The sequence below is a fragment of the Cryobacterium cheniae genome (assembly GCF_004403395.1).
Lineage (GTDB): Bacteria > Actinomycetota > Actinomycetes > Actinomycetales > Microbacteriaceae > Cryobacterium > Cryobacterium cheniae.
In genome coordinates, this window is sequence record NZ_SOGN01000035.1 from 161,789 (window position 1) to 188,520 (window position 26,732).

At 70.5% G+C, this 26,732-nt stretch carries 17 protein-coding genes; 3 read left to right on the forward strand and 14 right to left on the reverse strand.

Going from position 1 to position 26,732, the window contains the following annotated elements; all coding sequences use genetic code 11:
• Positions 1 to 10: 10 nt before the first annotated feature.
• Positions 11 to 487 carry an OsmC family protein gene (locus E3T23_RS07125; RefSeq protein WP_134369673.1) on the reverse strand — a complete coding sequence of 159 codons (477 nt, stop codon included), beginning with the start codon at positions 485 to 487 and terminating at the stop codon, positions 11 to 13.
• Positions 488 to 619: 132 nt separating this feature from the next.
• On the opposite strand from E3T23_RS07125, the gene gabT reads away from it, so the two are divergent.
• Positions 620 to 2,002: a 4-aminobutyrate--2-oxoglutarate transaminase gene (gene gabT / locus E3T23_RS07130; RefSeq protein ID WP_134369674.1), complete on the forward strand. Its 1,383-nt coding sequence runs from the start codon at positions 620 to 622 to the stop codon at positions 2,000 to 2,002.
• Positions 2,003 to 2,018: 16 nt separating this feature from the next.
• Positions 2,019 to 3,041: an asparaginase gene (locus tag E3T23_RS07135; protein ID WP_241977697.1), complete on the forward strand. Its 1,023-nt coding sequence runs from the start codon at positions 2,019 to 2,021 to the stop codon at positions 3,039 to 3,041.
• Positions 3,042 to 3,137: 96 nt separating this feature from the next.
• Here E3T23_RS07135 and E3T23_RS07140 read toward each other — a convergent pair whose 3' ends face one another.
• Genes E3T23_RS07140 through E3T23_RS07155 form a run of 4 tightly spaced genes read right to left on the reverse strand, consistent with a single transcriptional unit; the run spans position 3,138 to position 7,270 of the window.
• Positions 3,138 to 3,944, reverse strand: coding sequence for an ABC transporter permease (locus tag E3T23_RS07140; protein WP_174843851.1), 807 nt, complete (start codon positions 3,942 to 3,944; stop codon positions 3,138 to 3,140).
• A complete protein-coding gene (locus E3T23_RS07145) occupies positions 3,941 to 4,855 on the reverse strand; it encodes an ABC transporter permease (RefSeq protein WP_134369676.1) in 915 nt (304 codons plus the stop codon). Before E3T23_RS07145 ends, E3T23_RS07140 begins: the two co-directional genes overlap by 4 nt.
• Position 4,856: 1 nt before the next feature.
• Entirely contained in the window at positions 4,857 to 6,056 is a 1,200-nt protein-coding gene (locus tag E3T23_RS07150; protein ID WP_134369677.1) for an ABC transporter ATP-binding protein, read from the reverse strand.
• A 2-nt stretch (positions 6,057 to 6,058) separates the two neighbouring features.
• Positions 6,059 to 7,270 carry an ABC transporter substrate-binding protein gene (locus E3T23_RS07155; RefSeq protein ID WP_134369678.1) on the reverse strand — a complete coding sequence of 404 codons (1,212 nt, stop codon included), beginning with the start codon at positions 7,268 to 7,270 and terminating at the stop codon, positions 6,059 to 6,061.
• Between the two features lie 245 nt (positions 7,271 to 7,515).
• Between E3T23_RS07155 and ald the strand changes: the two genes are divergently transcribed.
• Complete coding sequence (ald, locus tag E3T23_RS07160; protein WP_134369679.1) at positions 7,516 to 8,631, forward strand: alanine dehydrogenase; 1,116 nt, start codon at positions 7,516 to 7,518, stop codon at positions 8,629 to 8,631.
• Positions 8,632 to 8,650: 19 nt separating this feature from the next.
• Here the strand turns inward: ald and E3T23_RS07165 are convergent, their stop codons facing one another.
• From E3T23_RS07165 to E3T23_RS07210, 9 genes are all read right to left on the reverse strand, one after another.
• Positions 8,651 to 11,653: an FtsK/SpoIIIE domain-containing protein gene (locus E3T23_RS07165; protein ID WP_166806230.1), complete on the reverse strand. Its 3,003-nt coding sequence runs from the start codon at positions 11,651 to 11,653 to the stop codon at positions 8,651 to 8,653.
• A gap of 161 nt (positions 11,654 to 11,814) precedes the next feature.
• Positions 11,815 to 12,450, reverse strand: a complete 636-nt coding sequence (locus tag E3T23_RS07170; RefSeq protein WP_134369681.1) for an FHA domain-containing protein — start codon at positions 12,448 to 12,450, stop codon at positions 11,815 to 11,817.
• The gene (locus E3T23_RS07175) at positions 12,447 to 14,861 is read right to left on the reverse strand and encodes a transglutaminase-like domain-containing protein (protein WP_134369682.1); all 2,415 of its coding nucleotides are present in this window, start codon (positions 14,859 to 14,861) and stop codon (positions 12,447 to 12,449) included. The genes E3T23_RS07170 and E3T23_RS07175 overlap by 4 nt, the downstream gene beginning before the upstream one ends.
• Positions 14,858 to 16,252: a DUF58 domain-containing protein gene (locus E3T23_RS15875; protein ID WP_277612452.1), complete on the reverse strand. Its 1,395-nt coding sequence runs from the start codon at positions 16,250 to 16,252 to the stop codon at positions 14,858 to 14,860. Before E3T23_RS15875 ends, E3T23_RS07175 begins: the two co-directional genes overlap by 4 nt.
• On the reverse strand, positions 16,249 to 17,220 hold the full coding sequence (locus E3T23_RS07190) for an AAA family ATPase (RefSeq protein WP_134369684.1): 972 nt from the start codon (positions 17,218 to 17,220) through the stop codon (positions 16,249 to 16,251). The genes E3T23_RS15875 and E3T23_RS07190 overlap by 4 nt, the downstream gene beginning before the upstream one ends.
• 22 nt (positions 17,221 to 17,242) lie before the next feature.
• The gene (locus E3T23_RS07195) at positions 17,243 to 23,164 is read right to left on the reverse strand and encodes a fibronectin type III domain-containing protein (RefSeq protein ID WP_134369685.1); all 5,922 of its coding nucleotides are present in this window, start codon (positions 23,162 to 23,164) and stop codon (positions 17,243 to 17,245) included.
• Positions 23,161 to 24,645, reverse strand: coding sequence for a serine/threonine-protein kinase (locus tag E3T23_RS07200; RefSeq protein ID WP_134369686.1), 1,485 nt, complete (start codon positions 24,643 to 24,645; stop codon positions 23,161 to 23,163). Before E3T23_RS07200 ends, E3T23_RS07195 begins: the two co-directional genes overlap by 4 nt.
• 118 nt (positions 24,646 to 24,763) lie before the next feature.
• Positions 24,764 to 25,516 (reverse strand): PP2C family protein-serine/threonine phosphatase, encoded by a 753-nt coding sequence (locus tag E3T23_RS07205; protein ID WP_241977699.1) that lies wholly within the window; start codon positions 25,514 to 25,516, stop codon positions 24,764 to 24,766.
• Positions 25,517 to 25,595: 79 nt separating this feature from the next.
• Positions 25,596 to 26,660 (reverse strand): FHA domain-containing protein, encoded by a 1,065-nt coding sequence (locus E3T23_RS07210; protein WP_134369688.1) that lies wholly within the window; start codon positions 26,658 to 26,660, stop codon positions 25,596 to 25,598.
• Positions 26,661 to 26,732: the final 72 nt, after the last annotated feature.

Below are 26,732 nucleotides of genomic sequence, written 5' to 3' on the forward strand. Positions count from 1 at the left end.
GGCGGGACTGTCAGGTGGTGAGGGCCACCGTGATCGGCTCGTGCGCGACCGGGAAGTTCACGGATGCGCCGATGAAGCAGAGCCGGGCGGCCTCGGCGTGCAGAGACTGCGCGAGTTCGACCTGGCCGGGATCGGACACCGTCACGCGCGGTCGCAGGGTCGCCTCGGTGAAGTGGCCGCCGCCATCCGTCGTCTGGGCCATGGACCCGATCGCGTCGTCGGTGTAGGCGACGACCCGAACCCCGTGCTTCACGGCCACGTGCAGGTAGCTCATCAGGTGGCACTCGCTGAGCGCGGCGAGCAGCAGTTCCTCCGGGTTCCACCGGTCGGCGTCACCATGGAAGGTCGGATCGGCCGATGCGCCGATCGATTCCTTGCCGGGGGCCGTGATCAGGTGGTCCCGGCCGTAGTCCCGGTAGCCGCTCGTGCCGGTGCCGCGATTGCCCGTCCAGGCGATGTTCACGGCGTAGTGGTGTGCACCGATCACGGCGCCTCCTTCGATTTGCGCGGTTTTGCGGGCCGGTACGCGGCCGCCACAGGCCGTTACGCGGCCCGGGAACCGATTGTCGCAGCAATTCGCCGCGCCTCCCGTCGCACTGATCGGTAAACTGGTCACATCATGACTGACACGCTGACGCCCTCGACCACCCCGTCCACCTCCGCAGCCCCGGTTTACACGGTGCCGCAGGAACGAAAGATCGTGACCGCGATCCCGGGTCCGCGCTCGACGGAACTCCAGCAGCGCAGGCTCGCCGTCGTCTCCGGCGGCGTCGCATCCGCTCTCCCCGTCTACATCGCGAAGGCGAACGGCGCCATCCTCGTCGACGTCGACGGCAACCAGTTCATCGACCTGGGCGCCGGCATCGGCGTGACCACGATCGGCCACACCGACACCAGCGTGGTCGCCGCCGCGGTCGAGCAGACCCAGGACTTCATCCACACCCTCTTCACCATCACGCCCTACGAGGAATACGTGCGCGTCTGCGAGCTTCTCGCCGAGCACACCCCCGGCGATTTCCCGAAGAAGTCGGTGCTGATCAACTCGGGCGCCGAGGCCGTCGAGAACGGCGTCAAGATCGCCCGCAAGCACACCGGCCGCCGCGCCGTCGCCGTGCTCGACCACGCCTACCACGGCCGCACGGTGCTGACCATGGCCATGAACTACAAGGCCATGCCGTACGCGACCGGCTACGGCCCCCTCGCCAGCGACGTCTACCACGCTCCCAGCTCCTACCCGTATCACGACGGTCTGAGTGGTGCGGATGCCGCGGCGCGCACGATCGCGTACCTCGAGAAGGTCGTCGGACCCACCGACCTGGCCTGCCTGGTCGTCGAGCCCATCCAGGGTGAGGGCGGCTTCATGGTTCCGGCCGAGGGCTACTTCACCGCCCTGCAGACCTGGTGCACCGCGAACGGCGTCGTGATGATCGCCGACGAGATCCAGAGCGGCATGGCCCGCACCGGCAAGTACTACGCCAGCGAGCACTTCGGCTGGACCCCCGACCTCGTGCTCACCGCCAAAGGCATCGCCGGCGGCATGCCGCTGGCCGCGGTCACCGGTCGCGCCGAGATCATGGATTCCTCGCAGCCCGGCGGCCTCGGCGGAACCTTCGGCGGAAACCCGGTCTCCTGCGCCGCGGCCATCGCGGTCTTCGAGTCGATCGAGAACAATGACCTGCTCGCCGAGGGTGTGCGCATCGAGAACACCCTGCGCGCCGGCCTCGGTTCGCTCAAGGAGAAGTACGACATCATCGGCGAGATCCGCGGCCGCGGCGCCATGATCGCGATCGAGCTCGTGCAGCCGGGCACCGGTGACACGGAAAAGGCGCCGAACGCGGCCGCCGTGTCGTCCATCGCCGCCTACGCCGCCCAGCACGGCGTGCTGCTGCTCACCGCCGGCACCTACGGCAACGTGCTGCGCTTCCTGCCGAGCCTGGCCGTGAGCGACGCACTCCTGAACGATGCCCTCTCGGTCATCGACGACGCCATCGCCGCGCTCTAAGCGCGCAGAACCCACAGTGACAACGACATTCGAGCTGCCCGTGCACGCCGGGCAGACGTTCAGCGTGTCCGATGCGGTCGAACTGGCCGTGGTCGAGCGCAGCGGCTTCGTCGAATCGAGGCATGCGGGCAGCGCCGTCGTGCTCACCAGCGAGGGCGCTGTCCTCCGCGCCCTCGGCGACGTGACCACCCCGATCTTCCCGCGCTCGTCGATGAAACCCTTTCAGGCCATCGCAGTGATGGCCAGCGGGGTCACCCTGCGCGGGGAAGACGCGGCCATCGCCACGGCCAGCCACACCGGCACGCAGCGCCACGCCGACCTCGTGCGCGGACTCCTCGCCCGCGCCGGCATCCCCGAGACGGCGCTCGCCTGCCCGGCGGCCTGGCCGGACGACTCCGCCGCCCGCGACGCCCTGGTGCGACTGGGCGCCGGCAAGGCCCCGATCTACATGAACTGTTCGGGCAAGCACGCCGCGATGCTCGTGGCCTGCCAGCAGAACGGCTGGGCGCTTTCCGGATACCTGGAGCCGGAGCATCCGTTGCAGAAGCGCATTCTCGACGTGGTCGAGCGCTTCACTGGGGAACGCCCGTCGGCGACCGGCATCGACGGATGCGGCGCGCCGGTTCACGCGCTCTCCCTCACCGCCCTGGCACGCGGCATCGCCCGCATCGCCACGTCCAAGTCGAACTCGCCGTTCGCGATCTACCGCGAAGCCGGCTTCCTCGCCGAGGCCGTGCGTCAAAACGGCTGGGTCGTCGCCGGACCGGGCATGCCGGACACGGTCGTGATCGATCGCCTCGGCTTGTTCGTGAAGACCGGCGCGGAGGGCATCTGCGTGGCCTCCGCCGCCAACGGCACCACGGTTGCCCTCAAGATGCTCGACGGCAGCCTGCGGGCGACCGCCATCGTGGCCCTGCGCCTGCTGGCGGATGCCGGTGCGATCGCACACGCCGACATCGACGCCATCCTGCCCGAGCTGCACCTCGCGGTGCTGGGCGGCGGGCTCCCCGTCGGGGAGATCCGCGCCAGCTTCGTGTAGCCGACAACACCAGAAAACACGGATCGGCCCGGGAGTCTGTGCCGGGAGTCTGTGGCGGGAGTCTGGGCCGGGATTCTGGGCCGGGATCTGGGCGGGTCAGCCCTGTTTCGCCAGCCGCTTCTCCTTGGCCGCCCGCGACACCTGCGCGGTGACCACGATCACCAGGGCGAAGATGAACACCGCCGACGCGATCACGTTCGCCTCGGCCGGGATCCCCCGCGCGGCCGACACGTAGATGTACTTGGGGAACGTGGTGACGGCGCCGGAGTTGAAGTTGGTGATGATGAAGTCGTCGAAGCTCAGCGCGAAGGAGAGCAAGGCGGCCGCCAGGATACCGGGCAGCAGCAGCGGGAAGGTGATCCGGGCGAACACCTGGGCGGCCGAACCGTAGAGGTCCCGGCCCGCCTCCTCGAGCGCGGGGTCGAGGCCCGCGACGCGCGCCTTGACGGTCACCACGACGAAGCTGATGCAGAACATGGTGTGCGCCAGGATGATCGTGGACATGTCCTTCGGCACGCCCAGGGACAGGAACTGAGCGGCCAGACCGGCGCCGAGGACGACCTCCGGGGTGGCCATCGGCAGGAACAGGAGCAGGCTCGTCTCTGCCCGGAACCGGAACCGGTACCGCACCAGGGCGATCGCGATCATGGTGCCGAGCGTGGTCGCGACCACCGTGGCCACCACGCCGATCAGGATGCTGTTGCCGAACGCCTCGCAGACGGCGCCGTTCTGCACCTGGCACACGTTGAGCCACTTGTCGAAGGTGAACCCGCGCCAGGTGATGTTGGACTTCAGCGAGTCGTTGAACGAGAACACGAACGTGTAGACGATGGGCACCATCAGGAAGATCAGCGCCAGCAGGGAGTAGAGCGGCAGCAGCCACTTGCCCAGGGAGATTTTCACAGCAGCTCCTCCGTGCCCGAACGTTTGACGTAGACGCTCACCATCACCAGGATCACCGACATCAGGATGATCGACAGCGCGGCCGCCGCCGGATAGTTCTGCAGCACCAGGAAGTTGGCCTCGATCACGTTACCGATCATCTGGGTGTCCGGCCCGCCGAGGAAGTCGCGACTGGCGTTGATGTAGTCACCGGCCGCGGGGATGAAAGTCAACAGGGTGCCGGCCACGATGCCGGGCATCGACAGTGGGATCGTGATTTTGCGGAACACGTCGAACGGGCGCGCGTAGAGGTCGCTGCCGGCCTCGAGGTAGCGCAGGTCGAGCCGCTCGAGGGTCGTGTACAGCGGCAGGGTCATGAACGGGATGAAGTTGTAGGTCAGCCCGAAGATGACGGCGAAGGGAGTGCCGGTGAAATGGGCATCCGGTCCCAGCACGGACAGGGCCTTGAGACTGGTGATCACGAACGATTCGTCGGACAGGAGCTGCTTCCAGGCCAGGGTGCGCAGCAGGAAGCTGATGAAGAAGGGGGCGATCACCAGTACCAGCATGAGGCTCTGCAGCAGCGGCCAGGGCCGTGCCTTCACCCCGATGAAGTAGGCCAGCGGGTAGCTGAACACCAGGGCCAGAACGGTGGCGATCAGCGCGTAGCCGAAGGAGCGCATGATGTGCGGCCAGTAGGCCGCGACCACGTCGACGTAGTTCTCCCACCGGAAGGCGTAGGAGTACTGTCCGACGTCGCCGAACTCCGAAGGCGCCTGGAACGAGGTCAGCAGCAGCGACACGAGTGGGGCGAGGAAGAACAGCACCAGGTAGAGGATGCCCGGCAACAGCAGGAGCAGCGCGATCGGGCTCTTCCGGCGCGGTGCCGGTTCGGGCGCGCTGGTGCTGGTGGAGAACGCCGCGAACGCCACCCTAGGCTCCCTCAAGCTCCGTGAGCAGGGAGGAGCGTTTCTGGGTCGCGATGCTCCGGGTCGTGTCGTCGGCCTCGAACCGGGGCTCCGCGGAGGCGTCGTCCTCGAGCCCGAACCCGTGCTCGATGTTCCAGCTCATCCACACCTCGGAACCCTCGTGGGCGACGGGGCCGAACGCCATGTTCTGCGCAAAGACGATCAGGGTGCCGATGCCGGGGACCTCGACCAGGTACTGGGTGCTCACCCCGCTGAACGAAACGTCGATCACTCGGCCCGGGCCCATGGTGTTGCGGGCGACGTCGCCGACGGGCTCGGTCACGTGCAGGGTCAGTTTCTCCGGGCGCACCCCGATGGTCACCTCGCCGGTGTGCCGGTGAGCACGCGCCGCCGGGACCACGATTTTCTGGCCGGCCACGTCCACGGAGATGGCCTCACTCGTGCTGCCGACCACGGGACCGGTGAACAGGTTCGACTGGCCGAGGAAGTTGGCGACGAAAGCCGTGCGCGGCAGCTCGTAGAGCTCTTCGGGGGCACCCATCTGCTCGATCCGGCCCTTATTCATGACCGCGACCGTGTCGGCCATGGTCATGGCCTCCTCCTGGTCGTGCGTGACGTGCAGGAAGGTGAGGCCGACCTCCTCCTGGATGGTCTTGAGCTCGAGCTGCATCTGGCGCCGCAGCTTCAGGTCGAGCGCGCCGAGCGGCTCATCGAGCAGCAGCAGGGCCGGCCGGTTGACGATCGCGCGGGCGAGGGCCACGCGCTGCTGTTGCCCGCCGGAGAGCTGCTGCGGGCGGCGCGACGCAAGGTGGTCCAGTTCCACCAGACGGAGCGCCTCGTGGGCCTTGGCAACCGGGTCGTCGATGCGGCGGCGGCGCAGCCCGAAGGCGACGTTCTCCAGCACGGTCATGTGCGGGAAAAGGGCATAACTCTGGAAGACCGTGTTGACCGGACGCTGGAAGGATTTCTGATGCGTCACATCCGTGCCCCCGATCAGGATGCGCCCGTTCGTCGGTTCCTCGAGGCCCGCCACCAGACGCAGCGTCGTGGTCTTGCCGCAGCCGGACGGGCCGAGCAGCGCGAAAAACGACCCGGCGGGGATCTTCAGGTCGAGGTGCTCGATGGCCGTGAAGCCCGGGAACCTCTTCTGGATGCCCACCAGTTCGAGGTCTGCCCCCGCGCTGGCGAATTCTCCGCTGCTCATTCCTACGAACCCAGCAGGATGCCCTGGAAGGCGGCGTCGTACTTCTGCTCTTCCGCACCGGTCAGGGTGCGAAAGACACGAGCCTTGGCCAGGGTCGTCTCGTCCGGGAAGATCAGCTGGTTGTTCGCGAGCTCGGGGTCGATCGCCATGGCGGCCTCCTTGGCCCCGGCGACGGGTGTGATGTAGTTCACGTAGGCGGCGACCTCGGCGGCGACGGCCGGGTCGTAGTAGAAGTCGATCAGCTTCTCGACGTTCGCCTTGTGCGGGGAGCCGATCGGCACCAGGAAGTTGTCGTTCCAGAGGGTGCCGCCCTTGTCGGGAACCACGAACTCCCATTTGTCGCCGTTCTCGGCGTTCAGCTGCACGATGTCGCCGGACCAGACGATGGCGGCGAGGGTGTCCCCGTTGATCAGGTCTTCCTTATAGGCGTTGCCCTTGATGTTGCGCACCTGGCCGTCGGAGACCTGCTTCTCCAGCATGTCGATCGCGGCGAAGTACTCGTCGTCGCCCCAGTCGCCGGCGATGTCCACGCCCATGTCGGACATGATCAGGCCCATGGTGTCGCGCATCTCGGACAGAACGCCGACCCGGCCCTTGAGGTCCGGGCCCCACAGTTCTTCCACCGACGCGAGGCCGTTCGGCAGCTTCTCCTTGTTCCAGCAGATGCCGGCGAACCCACCCTGCCACGGCACGCTCATCTTGCGGCCGGGATCGAAGCCCACGTCTTTCAGGGACGGGATGAGGTTCTTCAGGTTGGGGATGTTGGCCTGGTCGAGTTCCTGCGTGTAGCCGAACCGGATCCAGCGGCCGACCATCCAGTCGGTTAGGCAGACCGCGTCGGCGCCGATGTCCTGGCCGAGGGCGAGCTGGTCCTTGACCTTGCCGAAGTAGGTGTTGTTGTCGTCGACGGCCTCGGTGTACTCGACCTTGATCCCGGTCTCGGCCGTGAACGCATCCAGGGTGGGGTAGTTGCCGGCGTCGTCGACGTCGATGTAGAGCGCCCAGTTGTCCCAGCGCACGAGCTTGCTGCTGTCGGACTCGTCCGGGGCGGCGGTGGGCTTGGTGGCGCTTCCGGTGGAGCAGGCGGCGAGCGCGAGGGCTGCGGCCCCGCCACCGGCACCGGCGAGCAGAGTTCGGCGGCCCATTGTGGCCGCCCGGGCCTGACGGACTAGCTGCGCGATCATCGGATCTGCGGGCAACGGCCTGGGCTTCATGGTCGGGTCTCCTTGCACTTCTCAGCGGGTGAGCTCTCACAGCTTTCATAGCGAGTTGCTAGATACTCGCACAGCAGCACCGTTCGCGCACCCAAGAGTGACCGAATCGTTAATTTTTGCTCACCTCACGCACGAAATCAGTATTTTGTGGCAACATCCTCATTCGAAATGGGCTGTTCGGCAGCGGTAGGATTTCGCTCAGGACAATGCGGTCCACCGATCAGGGTCTGCAGTAAGGGAGCGCCATGAAGATCGCAGTTCCGGCAGAGATCAAGAACAACGAGTTCCGCGTGGCGATCACCCCGGCCGGCGTGCAGGACCTCGTGGCGAACGGGCACGCGGTGCTGATCGAGACGGGGGCCGGACTCGGCTCCGGGCTGAGCGACGAGAGCTATGCTGCGGCGGGCGCAACGGTCATGCCGGATGCCTCGTCCACCTGGGCCGACGCGGACCTGCTGCTCAAGGTGAAAGAGCCCGTGCCGAGCGAATACGGCCACTTTCGCTCCGATCTGCTGCTGTTCACCTACCTGCACCTGGCCGCGGAACCGGCCTTGACCCGCGCGCTGCTGGAGAGCGGCGTCACCGCTATCGCCTACGAGACCGTGCAACTGCCCTCGCGGGCGCTGCCGCTGCTGGCGCCGATGAGCGAGGTTGCGGGCCGCCTGGCACCGATCGTGGGTGCCAACGCGATGCTGAAGCCCAACGGCGGACCGGGCCTGCTCGTGCCCGGAGTGCCCGGAACGCATCCGGCCCGGGTCACCGTGCTCGGCGGAGGCGTGGCCGGCACGGCCGCCATGCAGGTCGCGCTCGGCCTCGGCGCCCAGGTGACCGTTCTCGACACCAATCTGTTCCGCCTGCGCGAAATCGACGCCCTGTACTACGGGCGGGTGCAGACCATCGCCTCCAACAGCTACGAGATCGACCGCGCGCTCGTCGTGTCCGACCTGGTGATCGGGTCGGTGCTGATCCCCGGGGCCAGGGCCCCCCAACTGGTCAGCAACGAGCTCGTGTCCCGCATGAAGCCGGGCAGCGTACTCGTGGACATCGCCGTGGACCAGGGCGGATGCTTCGCCGACTCCCACGCGACGACGCACGCCGATCCGACCTTCACCGTGCACCGGTCGCTGTTCTACTGCGTGGCGAACATGCCCGGCGCCGTGCCCAACACCGCCACCTACGCGCTGACCAATGCGACGCTGCCCTACGTGCGGCTGATCGCGAACCGGGGCTGGAAGGACGCGCTTCGAGCGGATGCCCCTCTCGCCCTCGGCCTGTCCACGGTCGGCGGCCGGGTCACCAGCGCCCCGGTCGCGAGCGCACACTCGCTACCGCTCCGCGGGTTGGCGGACGCGCTGGCCTGATCCGCGGCTCGACCGGAGGCTACCCGACCGGAGGCTGCGCGACCGGAGGCTGCGCGACCGGAGGCCGCAGCGTGGCCCGGCGAACGGTGCCGTCCGGGCTCAGCAGCCACACTCGGCTTCGGTGGGGCGCCAGCGGCGGCGGAAGGTCCCGGCGCCGGCTGATCGCCCGGAAGTCGGCCAGACTGCAGCCGTCGAACACGAGGTCCGCTCGCGGGCGCAGGGCGGCCAGCAGTGACCACTGCGCCTGCCACGCGTCTACGTCGCCGACGAAGGCGGTGCCCGCCTGCGCCTCGCTCAACCGGAGCGGCGGGTCGGCCCGGGCGGCCTCGGCCAGCACGGTCGCGGGCACGGCGGCGAGGTCGACGACCCGCGCGCCGGCGACCGACTCCAGCACCCGGGCCGTACGGGACGGTGAGCCCGAGACGACGAGCTGGACCCGCCCGGGCCGCTCCAGGAGCCGGGCGACATCCGGGAGTTCCGCCGTGCCCGGATGCCCCGCCGCCGGCAGGGCACCATCCGGCTCCGGCGCGAGGAGCTGGATACGGTGGCCCTGCCAGCTCCCGCCGCCGGGGGGAAGGTGGTCGTCGTACAGGGCAGCCGCTGCCCCGGCCGCGACGTGCTCGGCGACCTCGGGCAGGCGCAGCACCAGCCGTCTCTGGCACAGGGCCGTCAGTGACGGCAGCGACCCGGTGAGCCGCTGCACGGCGACGACGATCCGCAGGCCGTCCTCCGCGCCGTCACGGAGCAGCCCGGCGAGCAGTTCGAGGGCCGCCGGGCGGTGTTCCTGATCCCAGCGGGCGTGCACGGAATCGAAGTCGTCAAGGAGCAGCAGCCGGGCCATCGGGCTCTCGCCGGCGTCGAGGCGTCGACGGGCCTGGACGAGGGCGTCCCACACGGCCTCGACGTCCGCCCCGAGGAGCACGGCAGCGCCGACGGGTGCGAACTCCGCCGCCAGCACAGCCAGCGCCGTGGACTTTCCCGAGCGGGGGCCGCCGATCACCAGCAGGCTGCCGTCGGCGATCGGCTCGTAGCGGGCCTCCCGGTAGCGCTGCAGTTCCGGTTCGTCGACCAGCCCGAGCAGACCGCCGCGCACGGCAGGGTCGTGCGCGACGGCCGACACCGTGCCGCCGGGCGCGCTCTCGTCGACCGCCGTTCCGTTGGCGACCAGGGCCCGGAGGTCCCCGCGGCTCACCGTCGGGGGCAGCAGGTCGAGCCAGGGGCGTCGAGGGCTCGATGATTCGGCATGCGCGGCGGCGAGGGTGCGGATCTCCCGCTCGGACGTCGTGGCCACCTGGCAGAGCACCGGCCCCGAGGCGCCCGCGGCGATCAGGCACCGGCCGGGCTGGTCGGCGCCGAGGGCCGCGGCGCCATCCGTTCCGAGGACCGCCACACTGTCGGCGCGGTTGTTCACCCGCAGCGACACCCGCAACGTGCAGTTGGCGAGCAGGGCGTCGCGCACCACGCCCGTGGGCCGCTGGGTGCAGAGGATCAGGTGCACCCCCAGCGACCGGCCTCGGGCGGCGATGTCGACGAACAGGGCGTGCAGGTCGGGGAAGGCCGTCAGCATGGTCGCGAACTCGTCGACCACGATCACGAGCCGCGGCAGCGCACCGCCGGCATCTTGCCGGCGCAGGTCCACGATGTCGCGCGCTCCGGCCCGGCCGAGCACGCGTTCGCGGTACCGCAGTTCGGCGGCCAGGCTCGCCAGCGCCCGGGCGGCCTGGTGCCCGTCCAGGTCGGTGATCAGTCCCACGCAGTGGGGCAGCGCGCACAACGGGGCGAACGCGGCCCCACCCTTGAAATCGATCAGCAGGAACGTCACCTCGTCGGGGCCGGCCGCCGCCGCCATCGCCGCCACCCAGGTCACCAGGAGTTCGCTTTTACCGCTGCCGGTCGTGCCCCCGACGACGGCATGAGGCCCGGCCAGGGCCAGGTCGAGCGACACCTCCCCCGCTTCTCCCACCCCGATGACGCAACGGAGGCTCGGCGATGAGGACTGGCCCTCCCGCGCCCGGCGCCCGGGCCGGAAGCCGGTGAGCTCGGCGAGGGCAACGGATGCGGGGACCGACCGCGCACTCTGCACCAGTCCGGCCGCCGCGGCCCGGGCACTCAGCACGCGGGCGACCAGGAGCGCCTGTTCGACGGTGATCAGCTCGGGCCGGAAACCGGTTCCCCAGGCGTGCACGCCGGATCTCAGGATCTCGGCCCGGCCGGGACCCTGCACCCGCACGATCGTGTCGCAGCCGAACGGGAGCTCGGCGAGCGTGCGGGCCAGGGCGACGACCAGGCTCGACCCGGAGGGTGCTCCTCCCGGCGAGGGCGCCTCGCAGACCACGACGCGGCGGGCGCAGGCCGGCCCGGGGTCGTGCGGGAGGGAGGCCGCCCACTCCCAGCCGCGCTCGGGCACGGTCAGGCCGACTTGGTCGGGAGCCAGCGAGCACGCCAGCTGCACCAGCAGCCCGCGGGCCAGCGCCTGCCCGAGCGGAAGCGGCCCGATGATCCCGATGCCCCCGCCGGCGTCGGCGTCGATGGGTGCGTCGGTGAGCGTGGCCGCCCAGTCACGCAGGTCGCGGTGCTCGTCGGGTCCGGCGCCGCCGTCGAGGCGCAGACCGCTCGGCACCGCACCGGACCCCAGGCTCACGTCGGCACCCGAGCCGTTCCAGCGCAGATGGGCGTGCGGGGCGGCCGCGATGCTGTTCGCCGACGGCGTGCGCCGCCAGCGCACACGAAGCAGCTCCTCGTGGCGCAGGGTCACCTCGGCCCGCAGGGTGGCCAGGGCCCGTTCCAATTCGGCGGCATTCGTGCGCCGGGTGCGACGGCCCGTACGGCGTGCGTCGAGCAGGCCGGCCACGGCGATGACCGGGCCGAGCACAGCGAAGATCAGCACGAAGGCCGAGCCCGTGATCAGCCAGATCACCCCGGCCGCGGCCAGCGGCGCCACACTCGCGATCAGCGGGAAGCCGGGCGGCGGCGGGTCGGCCGGACGGGACGGCAGGGTCAGCGGGACATCGGCTCGAATCACCGCACCAGCCCACCACCCGGGGGCCCCGGGCAACCGGACGCGGCGGCATCCGTGCACGCCGGCCGGATGACCGGGCTGGGGAGGGACGCGTCGGCGCTGGACCAGGCGGCGCTGGACCGGTCGGCGCGTGACCAGGCGGCGCGTGACCCGGCGGCGCGGGCCTAGTTGAGGATGAAGAACTGGTCCGCGATATCGACGCGGGAACCACGCGGCACGAGGTAGCGCCGGCCGGGCTCGCAGCGCACCGACACCGCATCCGGGCGACGGATGATGGTGCCGTTGCCCGAGAACCGGTCAGTGACCCAGAACTCGCCGTCGTGCTGGCCGAACTCGAGGTGGCTCTTCGACACCGACCGACCGAGATCGTTGATCTGCACCAGGATGTCGAGGTGCTCGGCCGGCTGGGGTAGCGGCCGGCGGCCGATCAGGCCGGTGCCGTAGGCGGAGATCGTCTCCCCCGTGCTGAACTGGAGCACGAACAGGGGCGCGGCCGGGATGACCGCGGCGGGCGAAGCCGGGAGAGCCGCCGGTGCCGGTGCCGGCGCTGGAACCGGAACCGGTTGCGGGACCTCGATCGGAACGGCGATGACAGGGAGTTCGACCGGGACGTCGACCGGAACCGACACAACCGGCACGGAGACCACGGCGCGCCGGCGAAGCGGCTGGATGACCGTGGTGTCGCTGGGCCGGGGGTCCGGTCGCTTCCGGGTTTGCGGGGTGGCGGTGCTGGAGCTGCCGCATTCGCCGCAGAACATGGCGCCGACAGGAAGCCGCGCACCGCAGATCAGGCAATTCATGGGCGGGCTCCTCCCGGTGCAGGGCCGCTCCCTCGCGGGGCTGTTCGGCCAACGGATGCCCCTCCAGCGTACCGACCCAGCGAGCGCAGTGACACGAGCGCCCGAATCCGGTCGGTGCGCGTGCGGCCAGCGCCGAGCGAACGGCGCAGGTCGGTGACCGCGGTCCACACCTCCTCGGCGGCGGCGTTCCCCGGCCGTTCCGGCGAGAACACGGCGCGGTCGACGGCCACCGCCAGCGGCAGAGGCGCCCCTCCCGGCACCAGCGCCGCCAGTTCCGTGCGGGTCGCCCCCGCCGGAACGTCGATGCCGTGATCGAGTGCGGCGTCGGAGAATTCGCGCCAGCCGCCGCGGATCCGGTCGAGCGGCGTGGACCGGGTGCGGCGCAGGTGCCGCCTGCGCGCCTTGGCCAGGGCGATCAGCAGGACGGGCGAGAGGAGCACGCCGAGGCCGAGCAGCGTCCACGCGGCGACGATCGCCGCGTGGAGCAGGAAGGCCAGCAGGGGGTTGGGAGGTGCCGGCGGGTCTTCGCTGGTGCTCTCCGGCGGGGCCGGGTCGCGGAGCTCCGCCGGGTCCGGGAGGGCCGGGGGCACGACCGACTGCGGCCGGGAGACCACTGACGGGTCGTCGGGTGCCTGTGCCGGGATGTCCCGCACGGGTGGGTTCGGATCGACCGTGGCCCAGCCCTCGGTGGAGGCCACCTCGATCCACGCCGAGATGTCGGAACCGACGACGGGAACGGCCTCGGCCCCGGCCGCGGATCCGGAGTCACCCGCCGCCTGCGGAACGAAGCCGATGACGACCCGGGCCGGGAAGCCGAGCCGACGCGCCATCAGCGCCGCGGCCACGGCGTACTGTTCGGCGTCGCCGAGCATGGGCTGGTTGGTGAACAGCTCGCTGATCCGGTCGGTGCCGTGCCCGGACCGGCTCACCGGTTCGTCCGGGAGGGTGCCGTGGCTGATATACCCCTCCGTCTTGAGGCCGTCGAGCATGGCCTGCAACTGCACTCCGGGCGGGTCACCGGCCTGCACGTACCGGGCGAGCGCCTGTTCGAGCTCGTCCGGCAGAACGGCCGGTGAAGGCAGCACGGCGCTGCCGGGGCGAAGGTCGGCCAGGCTCTCCGGTGCGCGCGGGATCACACCCACGCTCTGGTAGCTGTCCCCTCTGACCAGCCCGGTGAGCACCGCGGCCGTTCCGCTGTTGTCGTTGTAATAGAAGGAGTCGGAGCGCATGATCCGGGTGGGACCGGTGAACGTGATGCGTTCGAGCTGGCCCGCGCCGGGCACCCAGACTCCGGTGTAGCCCTCGACCGTCACGGTGAGGGTGGCCTCGTCGCCGTCGACCAGGGACTGGTCGAGACGGTCCGGCAGCCGGGTGAAGGACCCGGAGGCGCTGTCGACCTGGTCACTGCCGACCGAGTAGACGACCCCGTCGTAGCTGTCCAGGGTGGCCAGGCGGAGCCGGCCGCCGCTCGGCAGCCCGGCCACTTCGAGGAGCACCGCATCCGCTCGCCCGGCCTGCAGATAGCCGCGGAATTCGCTCAGCGGGCTCGGGTAGGCCCGGGGATCGAACGGCTGCTGCACCCGGGCGCGCAACACGTCGCGCGGCACGTCGACCGGCAGCACGACCGCGGCCCCGGTGCCGGCGACGATCGCCACCGCCACGATCACGGCGGAGCCGAACAGCCCGCGGGCGTCCGCGAGCCGCCGGTCGGAGGAGGACGCCGTGCTGCGGCGGGATTGTTGCGGGGCGAGCCGCCGGGCGGAACGGCGGCGCAGCCAGCGAAACCAGAGCAGCCAGAACAGGAGCACGACGAACAGGCCGAGACCGGTACCGATCGGCCGGGTCGCGACCGTCGGCCCCAACACGATTCCGCTGACGAAGAGGGCGGCCGGGGCCAGGGTGCCGAGCTCGCCGACCGGGGCGCGAAGAGCCACCGACAGCCCGATCACGGTGCTGAGCAGCACGAGGATGAACGCCGGCACGAGCAGCGCCTGGTAGGAACCGACCGGCAGGACGATGGTGACGAGCTGTTTCCAGCTCAGCGCGGTCGCCGCGAGCAGGTCGAGGAGGCCGCCCGGTGTGGGCAGGATGCCGCGCACCGCCCGACCGGGAACGGCCACCGGCACCCCGGCGACGAGGTAGACCCCCACGGTGGAAAGCGCCACCAGCCAGGTGCGCCAGCGGAACAGCGCCCCCAGGATGGCGACGACGGCGCCCAGCCCGAAGGTGACGCCGACCAGCACGATGAACGCGCGGCTCTGATAGACCGGCCAGAGCGACGCGCCGGCGATCACGGTCGCCAGGAGCAGCCACGTGGTGTTGCCGACGATGAAGCGCCAGTCCAAACGGATGCCGCCGGCCGTGATCCCGTCTCGGCGCGCGCCGCTGCGCCTCACCCCGCGTGCGCTCATGCCGCCTTCGTTCGGGCGAGGCTGGGCTGCAGGTCGTCGAGGTAGCCGATGGTGAGCACGCTCAGCTCGGCCACGCGGCGGAGGCTGGGCACGGTCTCCGGGTTGCAGATCACGGCGACCACGTCGACGCCGACCGGAAAACGGCTGGCGGCCGTGCGCAGCTGGGTCAGGGTGACGGCCGACCCGGAGACGAGGAAGGCCACCGAGATCCCCGCCACGGTGTCCGCGGCGGCCCGAGCCAGCTCGCTGACCGTCGGGGCCCCGAGGGCGCGCTCCACACCACTGAGGTCGTCGAGCAGCCGGGAGCGGGTGAGGGTGCAGAGCGGACGGAGGGCCGGTATCCGTCGCCCGGTGGAATCCGGCGGCACCGCACTGGCGACCACGGAGACCGTGCGCGCGTCGCGGATGGCCCGCACCCCCAGGCTGCCGGCGACGCTGACGGCCATCTCGAATTCGTCCTCGCCGGAATAGTCGGACTCGGCCAGGCTGAGCGCCACCATGAGATGGCTGCGACGGGATTCCTCGAACTGGCGCACCATGTACCGACCGGTCTTCGCGGTGCTCTTCCAGTGGATGGTGCGCCGCTCATCCCCCGCCACGTATTCGCGCAGCGCGTGGAATGAGACGTCGCTGTTGGTCAGGTCGCGGGTGGGATTGCCCTCGAGGTCACGGATGAAGCCGGTGCTCATGCTCGGGATCGAAACCGTGCGCGGGTGCACGAACAGTGAGGCCTGTTCGGCCCAGACGACCTCCCGGCGCAACAGCCCGATCGGGTCGGCGCGGGCCGTCTGCACCGGACCGATGGGGATCACGCCGCGTTTGCGGGTCGGCACGATGAAGACGTCCGAGAATTCTTCGCCGCCGGCGAGGCTCGGCGTGCTGAATTCGGCCAGGCCGGCCCCGACCGGCACCTCGACGCCGACGCCCGGGAGTCTTCGGCGGGTCGGGTTCCGCACGCTCACCTGGCCGGGCACCCGCTCCCCCACGACCACCCGGTCCACGGGCAGGTGCAGGTGGATCTCGAACGCGTTCCGTCCGATCAGGAACCCGGATGCCGCAACCAACAGCACGAGGCCGGCCCAGCCGATCACGACGAGTTCGGTCCAGCCCATGGCATAGCCGAACAGGAACGAGGTCCCCACGAGCGCCAGGACGGCCCAGCCGAGCGGGGTGACGACGGACGAGACTGCGCGCAGGGTGCGGGCGACGCGGGACCCGGACTCCTGCCCGAATAGCACTCCCGCCGCCACGGCCTCGGCCAGCCGGCCGTCACCGGGGACCGGGACGGGGCCAGGAACACGAGCCGGAACCGGAACACGAACCGGGACCGGAACCGGAACCGGCAGCGCGGACGCCGCGCCGGTGACCGTGACCGGCGCCCCCTGCGTCACGCAGCTTGCCTGTCGCTGGGCGGCGGCGTCTCGATCAGCACCCGGGCGATCACACTGGAGGCCGTGACGCCGTCGAATTCGGCTTCGGGGTCGAGCACCAGCCGGTGCGCGAGCACGGCGTCGGCCAGCTCCTTGACGTCGTCCGGCACCACGTAGTGGCGGCCGTTCGCGGCGGCGAGGGTTTTCGCGGTGCGGATCAGTGCGAGCGCCCCGCGCACACTCACGCCCAGGCGCACCTCGGAACTCGTCCGGGTGCCGTCGATCAGGCGCGCCACGTAGTCGTTGATGGTGGCGTCGACGAAGACGGTGCGGGCCAGGGCGGCGAGTTCGACGACGGTGGCCGCGGACACCACCGGCGGCACGGTCGCCTCATGCGCGCGCTGCCCGGCTCCCTCGAGGATGCGGATGGTCGAGGCATGGTCGGGGTAGCCGATCGAGGCCTTCATGATGAACCGGTCCAGCTGCGCCTCGGGCAGTCGGTACGTTCCGGCCTGCTCGATCGGGTTCTGGGTGGCGATCACCATGAACGGGGCCGCGACCGGGTGAGTGACCCCGTCGGCGGTGATCTGTCCCTCCTCCATCACCTCGAGCAGGGCGGCCTGGGTCTTCGGGCTGGCCCGGTTGATTTCGTCGGCCAGGACGATGTTCGCGAAGACCGGCCCGCGGTGGAATTCGAATGCCCCGCTGCGCTGGTCGTAGATGCTCACCCCGGTGATGTCGCCCGGCAGCAGGTCGGGGGTGAACTGCACCCGGTTGCTGGTGCCGCGCACGCTCTGCGCGATGGCGCGAGCGAGCGAGGTCTTTCCGGTGCCGGGCACATCCTCGAGCAGCAGGTGCCCGCCGCTGAGAAGCGCGGTGAACGACATCCGGATCACGTGGTGCTTGCCCAGCAGCACCTGCTCGACCCCGGTCACCAGTCGGTCGAAAACGTCGGCGAACTGGGCCGCCTGCTCCGCGGTCATCGTCATGGGGTGATCACTTTCGTCTGGTTCATCGTGCGTAGGTATAGGTCTGATTATTCACGGTGACCGTCAGAAGCACGGTGCCGGCCGGCGGGGGCGGCGCGTCGGTGCCGAAACTGCAGGTGTTCGGCGAGTCGGCGTCCCGCGGGGCCACGGCGGGGTCGCCGGGCACCGAGCACCGATAGGCGGCGGGGAGGCCGTTGTTCTCCGGCCCGTTGGTCCAGCTGATGACTCCGGTGGCCGGGTCGTAGGCGAGCCCGGTCACGGTGAAACTGACGGATGCTTCCGGTGCGATGAACGTTTCCGACCACGGTCCGCAGGATCCCCACTCGGAACAGGCCTGCACCTGGTACCGCACGGCCTGGCCGAAGGGGAGCCCCAGCAGCTCGCGCGGCCAGCCTGCCCCGCCGAAAACGATCTCAGTGTTCGGGAGGGCGTTACCGCCGTCGTTGACGGCACGCAGTCGGTAGTCACGGATGCCCGCGCTCGGCCTGACCTCGTCGACGCGCAGATCCCAGGCGTCGCCCCGCGCCGCCATGGTGCTCTGCACGTCGGTGACCGGCCCCGGCGCCGGCCGCACCAGCACGCTCGCCACGGCCGTCGGGGCGCAGCCGCCCCGGTTGTAGCCCCAGACGACGAAGTAGTACCGGCCGTTGTCGGCGAGGAGGTTGTCGAACACGGCGCTGGTCGTGTCTCCGCCCAGCGTTCGCTGCTCGGCGACGATGCCGCCCCCGGTCGGCGCCCGCAGCTCCCCCGACGCGGACACCGTGCACGCCTGCGCGCCCGTCGGAACCTGGTCTGCGGTGAGGCGCTGCACGAAATAGCCGCCGATGAGGTCACCCCGGCCGTCGAACGCGTCCCACGTCACGGTCACCGCTCCGGCGCTGTCCGCCGCGTTGGCCGTGATCGCCCCGGCGCGGGCCGGTCCGAACGGCGTCGCACTGCCGGCCGCGCTGTTCCAGCCGGCCAGGGCCGGGTAGGCGTCGTTGCGGGCGCTGACCGTGAAAGGGGTGTTCACACCGTTGGCGAGGCCGGTCACGTCCACGGTGCAGGTGCCGGCCCCGCAGTTCGGTCCGGAGGCGCTGACCTCCTCCTGGGCGGCGCCGTTCCTGGTCACCAGGTAGCCACGAATCGCGGTGCCGCCGCCCACCGCGGCGACGGTGTTCCAGCGCAGGCGCAGCCCGCCGTCGAGCGGTTCCGCGACCAGGCCGGTCGGTGCGGGCGGCACCGAGTCCGACCAGACCGGAGTGGACAGCACGGTCGCCGCAGACAGGCCGATCGCGTTCTGGGCTGCGACCGACACCCGCAGCGCATTGCTCTGGCCGTTGCCGGGCGTCGGGACCGCGCACGTGGTGGCCGAGCAGAGCGAGCTGGACAGCACCGCCCCCGATCCGGCGTCGAGGAGGGAGATCTGATATCCGGTGATCGGCGAGTTGTTGGAGGGTCCGGCGTTGAACGCGACCGAGAGGCTCCGATCGGCGAAGCCGGTGACGCGCAGGCTGGACACCGGGTCGGGTTTGTCCTGCACGGAGATGCGCACCGTGCCCCAGGCGTGACGGGCAGGGTCGTTCGTCGCGTCGGCCACCTGATACTGCAGGGTCAGGTCGGTCGGCGCGGCGTCCGCGGCGACCCGGACCGACAGCCTGCTCCGGTCGGTGCTGGGCGTGATGCTCACCCCGGCCGGAACGGCGCCGCCGTCCAGACCGCGCACCGCGAGCACGCGCAGCGGCACGGACGGGAACGGATTGGCGGCGCCGTCGTTCGCGAGCACGTCGACGACGGTCATTTTGCCGCGGGGGGCGACCGCGGCATCCGTCTCGGGGATGGCAACGGGTCGAGTGGATGCGACGACACGCAGGTCGATCCGGCCGGCCCGCCCCTCCTGGACGCCGTCGCGCACGCCGATCGTGATCGTGCTCCGGGCGCCCTTCGGGGTGGATTCCGTGGCGCGCAGGGTGAGCTTCTGGCCGTCGAGCACGTAGCTGAAACCGGTCGGCTGCGGGTCGAGCACCGTGTACGCCAGCTCGGCCTGGTCGTTCGGATACGGGTAACTGGTGAGCCTGGTCAGGTCGATGACCTTCTCCTGGTCTGGTTCGAAATCGAGGACGGCGCCGCCGAAGCCGGGCGGCTGGTTCTCGCGGGGTGTGACCTCGATGGGCAGCACGATGGTCGCCGTGCGCCCGTCCGGGTCGTTGGGTCCCGAACCGTCCGTCACCTCGAACGAGATGGAAGCGGGTCCGAAGTATTTGTCGGCGCTGGTGAACGCGAGGCCGGTGTCGCTCGGGGCCAGGTCTGCTCCGTCGGAGTGGGTGGCCTGCACGAGGCTGCGGTCGGTGAGGCGCACCTTCTTTCCGGCGACGGCGACGACGTAGTCGTTGATGTCGATGGCGAGCACCGCCTCGCTCTGCACGGTCAGCGGCGGGGCACCGCGGCGCACCTGGGGCAGGGCGTCCTCGGACCCGGGAACCCAGATGAACGCGTAGGACACGATGCTCGCGTCTTCCGGGTGGGCCACCGCGAAGGGGATGATCTGGCTGGTCGAACCCACCGTGACCCGGATGCGCCGGGCAGGCGTCACCTCTGCGACTCCCGAGAAACGGTCGGGGACGCTCAGGGCCAGTTCGGAGACCGGCCCTTCCGCGAAGAAGACGTTGGCCAGCACGTCGACGTCGACGGTTCGGGCCTCGAGCACGTCGGACAGCGCCACATGGGTGTCGCGGGCGTCGGGCCGTGAGCGGGGGGCGTCTTCCCGGACCACGACTGTGAGGAAGGTGGAACTCGTGCCGCCCCGCACGTTCTGGATCTCGTAGATGAAGCCGTAGCGACCCGGTGTCGGGGGCGCGGTCACGGCCACGGTGTCGCCGTCGATGACGGCACTGCCCGAGTCGGCCCCGCCGCTCGCCTCCACGCCGGTGATGCTCAGGGTGCCGCCGTCGGGGTCGGAGTCGTTGCCGAGCACCCGCACGGCGACCGTGCTGCCGGGGCGCACGACGACTTCGTCCGGCGCGGCGACCGGGTTGCGGGCGCCGTCGAGGCGCGGGCTGATCCCCACCCGCACCGTGCCGACGGCCCTGGCCCCGAGTGCGTCGACCACCGAGTAGCTGAACGTGTCCGTGCCGGCCGAGTACTCCCCTGCCCTGTAGTCGAGCGAGTCGACGCCGGTGACCGTGACCGACCCCTTCTCCGGGCTGGTCTCCTGGCCGACCAGCTGCACGGAGTCGCCGTCGGGGTCGATGCCGGACAGTGGGATCGCGATGCTGACCGTGTCTCCGGCGAGCACGCGGGCCGTCACCGTCTTCGGCACGGGGGCGCTGTTCGACGTCGGATCGGCTTCCCGCACCGCGATGGTGACCTCCGCGTTCGCGAACTGGCCGTCCGGGGCGTTCACCCGATAGACGGCGGTGACGTTGCCGGCCGTGTCCGGCGCCAGGAACCGCAGCACCCGGCCGGAGACGAAGAGCAGGCCATTGCCGGCGGGAAGCTCGGTCGCGAGCGCCGGGGCGAGGGTGAGCGTGTCGCCGTCCGGGTGCTCGTCGTTCGCGAGCACGGGGATGTCGATGGCGTCGCCGACCCGCACGGAGATGGAGTCCGGGACGGCGATCGGGGCCTGTTTCTGCGCCGGCGGCGGGATCTCGATCACGGTCACCGTGCCCGCGGCGTCGGCGAGACCGTTGCTGACCCGGTAGCCGAACACGGCCGTGCCGCCCTCAAGGGGTTTGGTCAGGGTCACGCGCAGAATGCGCTGGTCGAGGATCTCGATCCGCAGCCCGCTGTCGACGGGGACATTTTCGGTCCCCGTCACCAGTAGCACTCCGCCGGCCGGGTCGGAGTCCGTGGCGAGCACGTCCACGAGGGTGGCCTGCTGGCCGCGGATGAACGCCGTGTGCGGCACGGTGACGGGGGCGGTGTTGGCGTCGGGCGCGGCCGTGACGTTGACGCGGATGCGTCCGGTGGCGGTGATGTCGCCGTCCGTCACCGCGTACTCGATCTCGTGCACCCCCACCACGCTGCTCTTCAACCGGAAATTGCCGGCGTCGAAGTCCGGCGTGATGCTCACCTCGGGTTTGGCCGGAACGCTACTCAGCCGCAGTGGAGCCGACCCGCCCCGCACATGCTCGAGCGGCGACACGGTCACTTCGCTGCCCGCGGTGGCCAGCACCACGAACGCCTCGGCGACGATCGGCACGGACCCGCTGGGCCGCACCATCACCGAGAGCGTTCCCGCCCCACTCAAACGGCCGTCGGAAACGGTCAGACCCACCGTTTTCGCGCCGGCGCCCACGCCGGCATCCGTGTAGACGACGGATCCGGCCGGCGTGAAGCTGACCTGGTCCGGTGCCGGCGCGGTGGCCGCCGCCAGGTAGAACGGGTCGCCGTCCGGGTCGACCCAGTCGCCGAGCACCGCGGTGGTCACCCGTCCGTTGGCGCGCACCGTGGTGTTCGTCGTGCGCGCCTGCACGGGCGCGGCGTTCTCCTCGGGGGCGCGCACCGTGACCGTGACCGTGGCGGAGGAGGTCCCGCCGCGCCCGTCGTCGATGGTGTAGTCGAAGCTCAGTGTTCCGGATGCCTCCGGCGTGAGGGTCAGCTGCACCTGCTGGGTGTCCGCCACGAGCTCGAGCCGTCCGGCCGAGTCGGGCACGGGGGTGAGCGCGGATATCACCAGCACGTCACCGTTGGGGTCGAAGTCGTTGAGCAGCACGGGCAGGGTGACCGTGCGTCCGGGCCGTCCGCCGAAGGCGTCGTCGACGGCGACGGGAGGCACCTGCGCTTTCTCAAACTCCGGGGCGAGGTCGTCCGCGGCCTGCTCGACCTGCTCCTGATCCGGCTCGGTGTCGATCAGGTCGGCCCAGTTGTCGATCAACTCGTTGCCCCGCTGCACCGCCCAGGCCGCGCCGTTGCGGGCGTCGTTCAGGACGAGCCCGGATCCGTTCCGCCGGAAGGCGAGCCGGGCGTCTCCCGCGATGCCGGACAGCGTGGCGGTGGCGCCGTCAGCGCCGTCAGCGTCCGCCGTGCCGGCCGTGCCGCAGTCACGCCAGACGGTGCCGTCCGACCAGGCGGCATGCGCGCAGGACTCATCCTGCACGGGGGCGGCGGGGTCCCCGCTCCGTCCGGTGACGAGTGGGGTCAGGGGCCCGCCGGCAGCGGGCACCGCGACGAGTCCCTCCCGGTGGGCGACGAAAACGCGGTCGCCCGTCACGCTCGGCTCCGACAGGACCGGCTCATCCCCCACCCGGATGGTCCCGGACAGGTCTTCCTGCCCCTCCGCCTGGAACAAACGCCGGCTGGACGCGTTGAGCAGCGCCCACCGACCGTCGACGCTGGTCAGGTGGTAGTTGTCATCCGTTTCGCCGGCCGCGACCATGACCGTGCTGCTGATGGTGTCCGCGGTGAGCAGGTCGACCCGGGAGAGCTCCCCTGTCGCCGGAGTGAAGGCGTACAGCACCCCCGCCGGATCGAGGCTGACCACGGAGCCGGCGCCGAAGGCCAGCGTCGGCTCCGTCGTGCTGTCGAACCCGGCGAGCTGGCTCGCGGCCACATTCCAGACGTCCCCGTTCGCGGTGATCACCGCCCGGTCGCCGGCCAGGACGACCGAGGCAGCCTCCGGCGGCAGGGCCACGCTGTCGGCCACGTCCGCGGTCGCGGGGTCGAGGATGTCGAGGGCATTGTTGCCGCGGTCCAGCACCAGCACGGTTGCACCCTGTTGCACCACGTCGAGGCTGGTGCTCCCGGCACTGACGACCGTGTTGAGCTCGAAGACGGCCGTGTTGGCCCGCCCGACGACCTGCCGGGCCTCGTTCGTCACCCAGACGGCCGCATCCCCGAGGTCGAGGCGCTGCGCGGTGTACCCACCCGAAACGATGGCCACGGTGGCGATGACGGCCAGCACCACGGTGCCGCTCAGTGCGGTGGCGAACAGCGACCGATGGGCGGCGAGCCAGCGACGGATCACCGGGTGCCGCCGACCTGGGCCGGAACGACGCTGTCGACGCATTTCTCCCCGCTCGGAGCGCCGCTCCGACCGTCCCGGTTGACCGAAACGGTCGCGCAAATCCTCGCCTGTCCCTGAGGATCGACCCGGAATTCCGTTCCCCGCTGGATGCTGCTCTCCCCGTCGCGCAGGGTGACCACGAAGTTGTCGCCGTCCCGGACTCCGGGGTCGGCCCAGCTGAACACGACGGTACCGGAGCGGAGTTCGCCGCCCACATCGCGCACCAGCGGGATCCCGGTGCCGCTCTGGTTCACCAGCACACTCACCGCAGTGGTCGCGAGCAGGGCGATGAGCACCGCCGCGCCGACGAGTCCCCACACGGTGAGCGCGCGCCGACGTTTCCGGGGCCGGGTGGTCACGGTGTCCCCCCGGGTGCCGGCGCTCGGCTGCCCGGCGCCCCAGTGCCCGGTGCCCAGCTGCCCGGTTCCGGCCTGCACCGAGGTCGTCGGGCGCGCCGCACGGCTCGGGGTCGACGCCTTCCGGCGGCGCCTTCCGGCGTAGGCGTCGACGGAGTTGATGCCCGTGATCCGGGTCTGGTCCTCCAGGTCGGCGCGGGCCGCCACGGCCCAGCCGTCCTGCTCCACCTCGAGGGGCGTCTGCGCGAGGCCGAGTTCGGCCTCGACCGACTGGAGCTCGCGAATGAGTTCCAACACGCTCTGCTGCCGCAGCTCCGGCCGCCGAGACATCGTCCGGTTCAGGATGGCGCTCAGCCGGGCCGGAACATCCGCGCGGTCGATCGTCGGGATGCGGGCCTTGTTGATCCGCGCCATCATCTGGGCCGAACCGTTGTCGGGTCCGGCCACTTCGAACGGGGACCTACCGGCCAGGAGCGAGTACAGGGTGGCGCCGAGCGACCATACCTCCGAGGCGACCGACCCGGAGATTTCGCCGAGCAGCACCTCAGGGGCCGACCAGGGGACGGAGAGCCCGACGGCGTCGCTCCGCTCGGCCTCGCCCAGGGTGGCGGCGATCCCGAAGTCGGACAGCACCGGGTGTCCATACGCGGTGACCAGGATGTTGGACGGCTTGAGATCCCGATGGAGCACCCCGGCCCGGTGCGCCGTCTCGACGGCGCTGGCGATCTTCACACCGATTCGGAGGGTTTCCGGCACCGAGAGCGGTTCGGAACGATAGCGCTGGTTGAGGATCGAGGAGCAGTACTCCATGACCAGATACGGCCGGCCGTCCGCGGAGACGCTCGCCTGAAAGACCGTCAGGATCGACGGATGAGAGCTCAGCCGGGCCATCAGGTTGGCCTCGGCCTGGAACAGCTGTCGCACGTGGTCGTTGACGATCTCGGACAGGAGCACCTTGACCGCGACCTGGCGCCTGGGCATGTTCTGCTCGTAGAGGAACACATCGGCGAAGCCGCCGGACCCGAGCATTCGAAGATAGGAGAATCCCGGCAGGTTCGGCGGCGTGGAGGGCAGTCGCCGTGCCATGTCGCCTCCCGGTCTCATCATCAGTGCGGGTCGTGCGGGAACAGGCGCGGATCGACCGGGTGATTCGACGGGCGCTCCCTAATTTTAGGTGCCCGCCCGCCGTGCGGGAGGTGGAAAACTACCCCAGCTCTGGGGGTACGTCGTCGACGGCGAGGACGTCGAGCACGATCACCGTGACGTTGTCGCGGCCGCCGTTGTCGAGCGCGGCGTCCAGGAGAGCCTGAGCCGCGTCTTCCGCCCGCGGGTTGGAGATCAGGAAATGACGGATGCCGTACGCCGTCAGCTCCTTGGTCAGGCCGTCGGAGCAGATCAGGAGCCGCATCCCCGCCTGCAGGGGACGGATGCGATAGTCGGGCACGGGCGGTTCGTGGAAACCGACGGCGCGGGTGACGATGTTGCCGTGCGGGTGCACATCCGCCTCATCCCGCGTGATCCGGCCCGCGTCCACGAGTTCCTGAACCACGGAGTGGTCGGTGGTGACCTGCTCCAGCACGCCGGAGGTGAGCTGATACACCCGGGAGTCGCCGATGTTGAACACGACCCACTGCGGCACCCCGGAGACGACGGCCAGCGCCGCGCCGGTGACGGTCGTTCCGGTGCCCTGGTCGGTCACGCCCTCACCGGAGGCCATGTCGACGACGGACCGGCCGAGCGCCTCATTGATCGCCTCCGCTTCGAGGTGGTCCGTGCCGGCAAGTTCACCCAGCCGGGTGACGACGGCGGCACTGGCGACGTCGCCGGCGGAGTGCCCGCCCATCCCGTCGGCCACTGCGAAGACGGGAATTTCGGAGACGAGGCTGTCTTCGTTGATCTGGCGGCGGTGCCCGGTATCGGTGAGGGCCGCCCAGGCCAGTGTCACGGTCTTTTGCACCGATGGAAGTACGACGGTGGAACCGGTTGAGCCTTGACCAATCTGGGTCACGGTTGTGCCTTCCGAAATTGCCGTGCGATTACTGACCGGGCGACTGGCCGGTTGCGGGGAGGATCTCGATGATATTACCGTCCCCTAAGTGCACCGTTGTACCGGGCAGCACCGTGAGCGATTGTCCGGGGCGGAGCCGTTGTCTACGCCCGCGCGGTGGCACCACCACCGTTCCGTTCGTGGAACCGAGGTCGGTAACGACGACGGAGCCGCCTTCCTGCCGTATTTCCGCATGGGTGCCGGAGACGGCGGAGGTCGGCGAGGCAACCTCGATCAACCGAACCGGCGCGGAGGAACCGATGCGCGGCGGGCGCGGGCGGCGCCCGAGGCGGCACGGAAGATCCAGGGGAAACTCCTCCCCGTTCGGCAGCCGGAAAGAGAACGGGCGCTCGGCGGGCCGGGCCGGGCCGCCCGAATGGACGGGAGCCCACGGCCCGACGTCCGCATGGCCGCCCGGAATCAGGGCGTCCACCTCGACCGGGCGGGCGAGAACGGTATCGGCGTCGGCCGGGCGGTCCGGGTCGCCGGCGCGCACGATCGTGGCGTCATCGGCGGGCACGTCGTCGGTCAGCGCAGGGGCCGGCACCGCAGTTCCGTCCTGCCCGTGATCTGCCAGTGACCAGAACAGGGTCGTCGCGGACACGGAGCCCAGGCCGAACGGTCGGCCGGAGTCGAGAGCGTTCGGCGTGGCCACGGGTCGCCCGGTGGAGCCCACCGTGAACCCGGTCACGGCCCGGAAGTCGGCCAGCAGCCAGGGGCGGACGCCGCCGGCCGAGAACCGGCGCGACCCGCCCACCGAGAAGACGTCGACCGAGACTTCACCGCGAACAATCACGGAGACGGGGATGCCGTCCTCGTCAGTGGGCGTCCGCTGCACGATCACGGCGAAGTGCTCGACGGCCTGCTCGCCGCCCAGGGGCAGCAGGCCGACGAGCTCTTCGGCTTCGACCTGGGGTGCCGTGACGAGCGCTGCCAGGGTCAGAATGATGCCCGACGGGGTGCCGGCAGGGAGGGCCGCGATGAAGCCGCGCCCCACGACGAACGTCCAGACGGCTTCGGTGCCGGGACCGGTTTCGCATCCGACGCGCCCCACGGGAATGGTGCCCTTCCGTTGCGTCGGCGAGACCTCGCCGACGGGTTCATCCTAGCGGCGGGAACCGAGCCT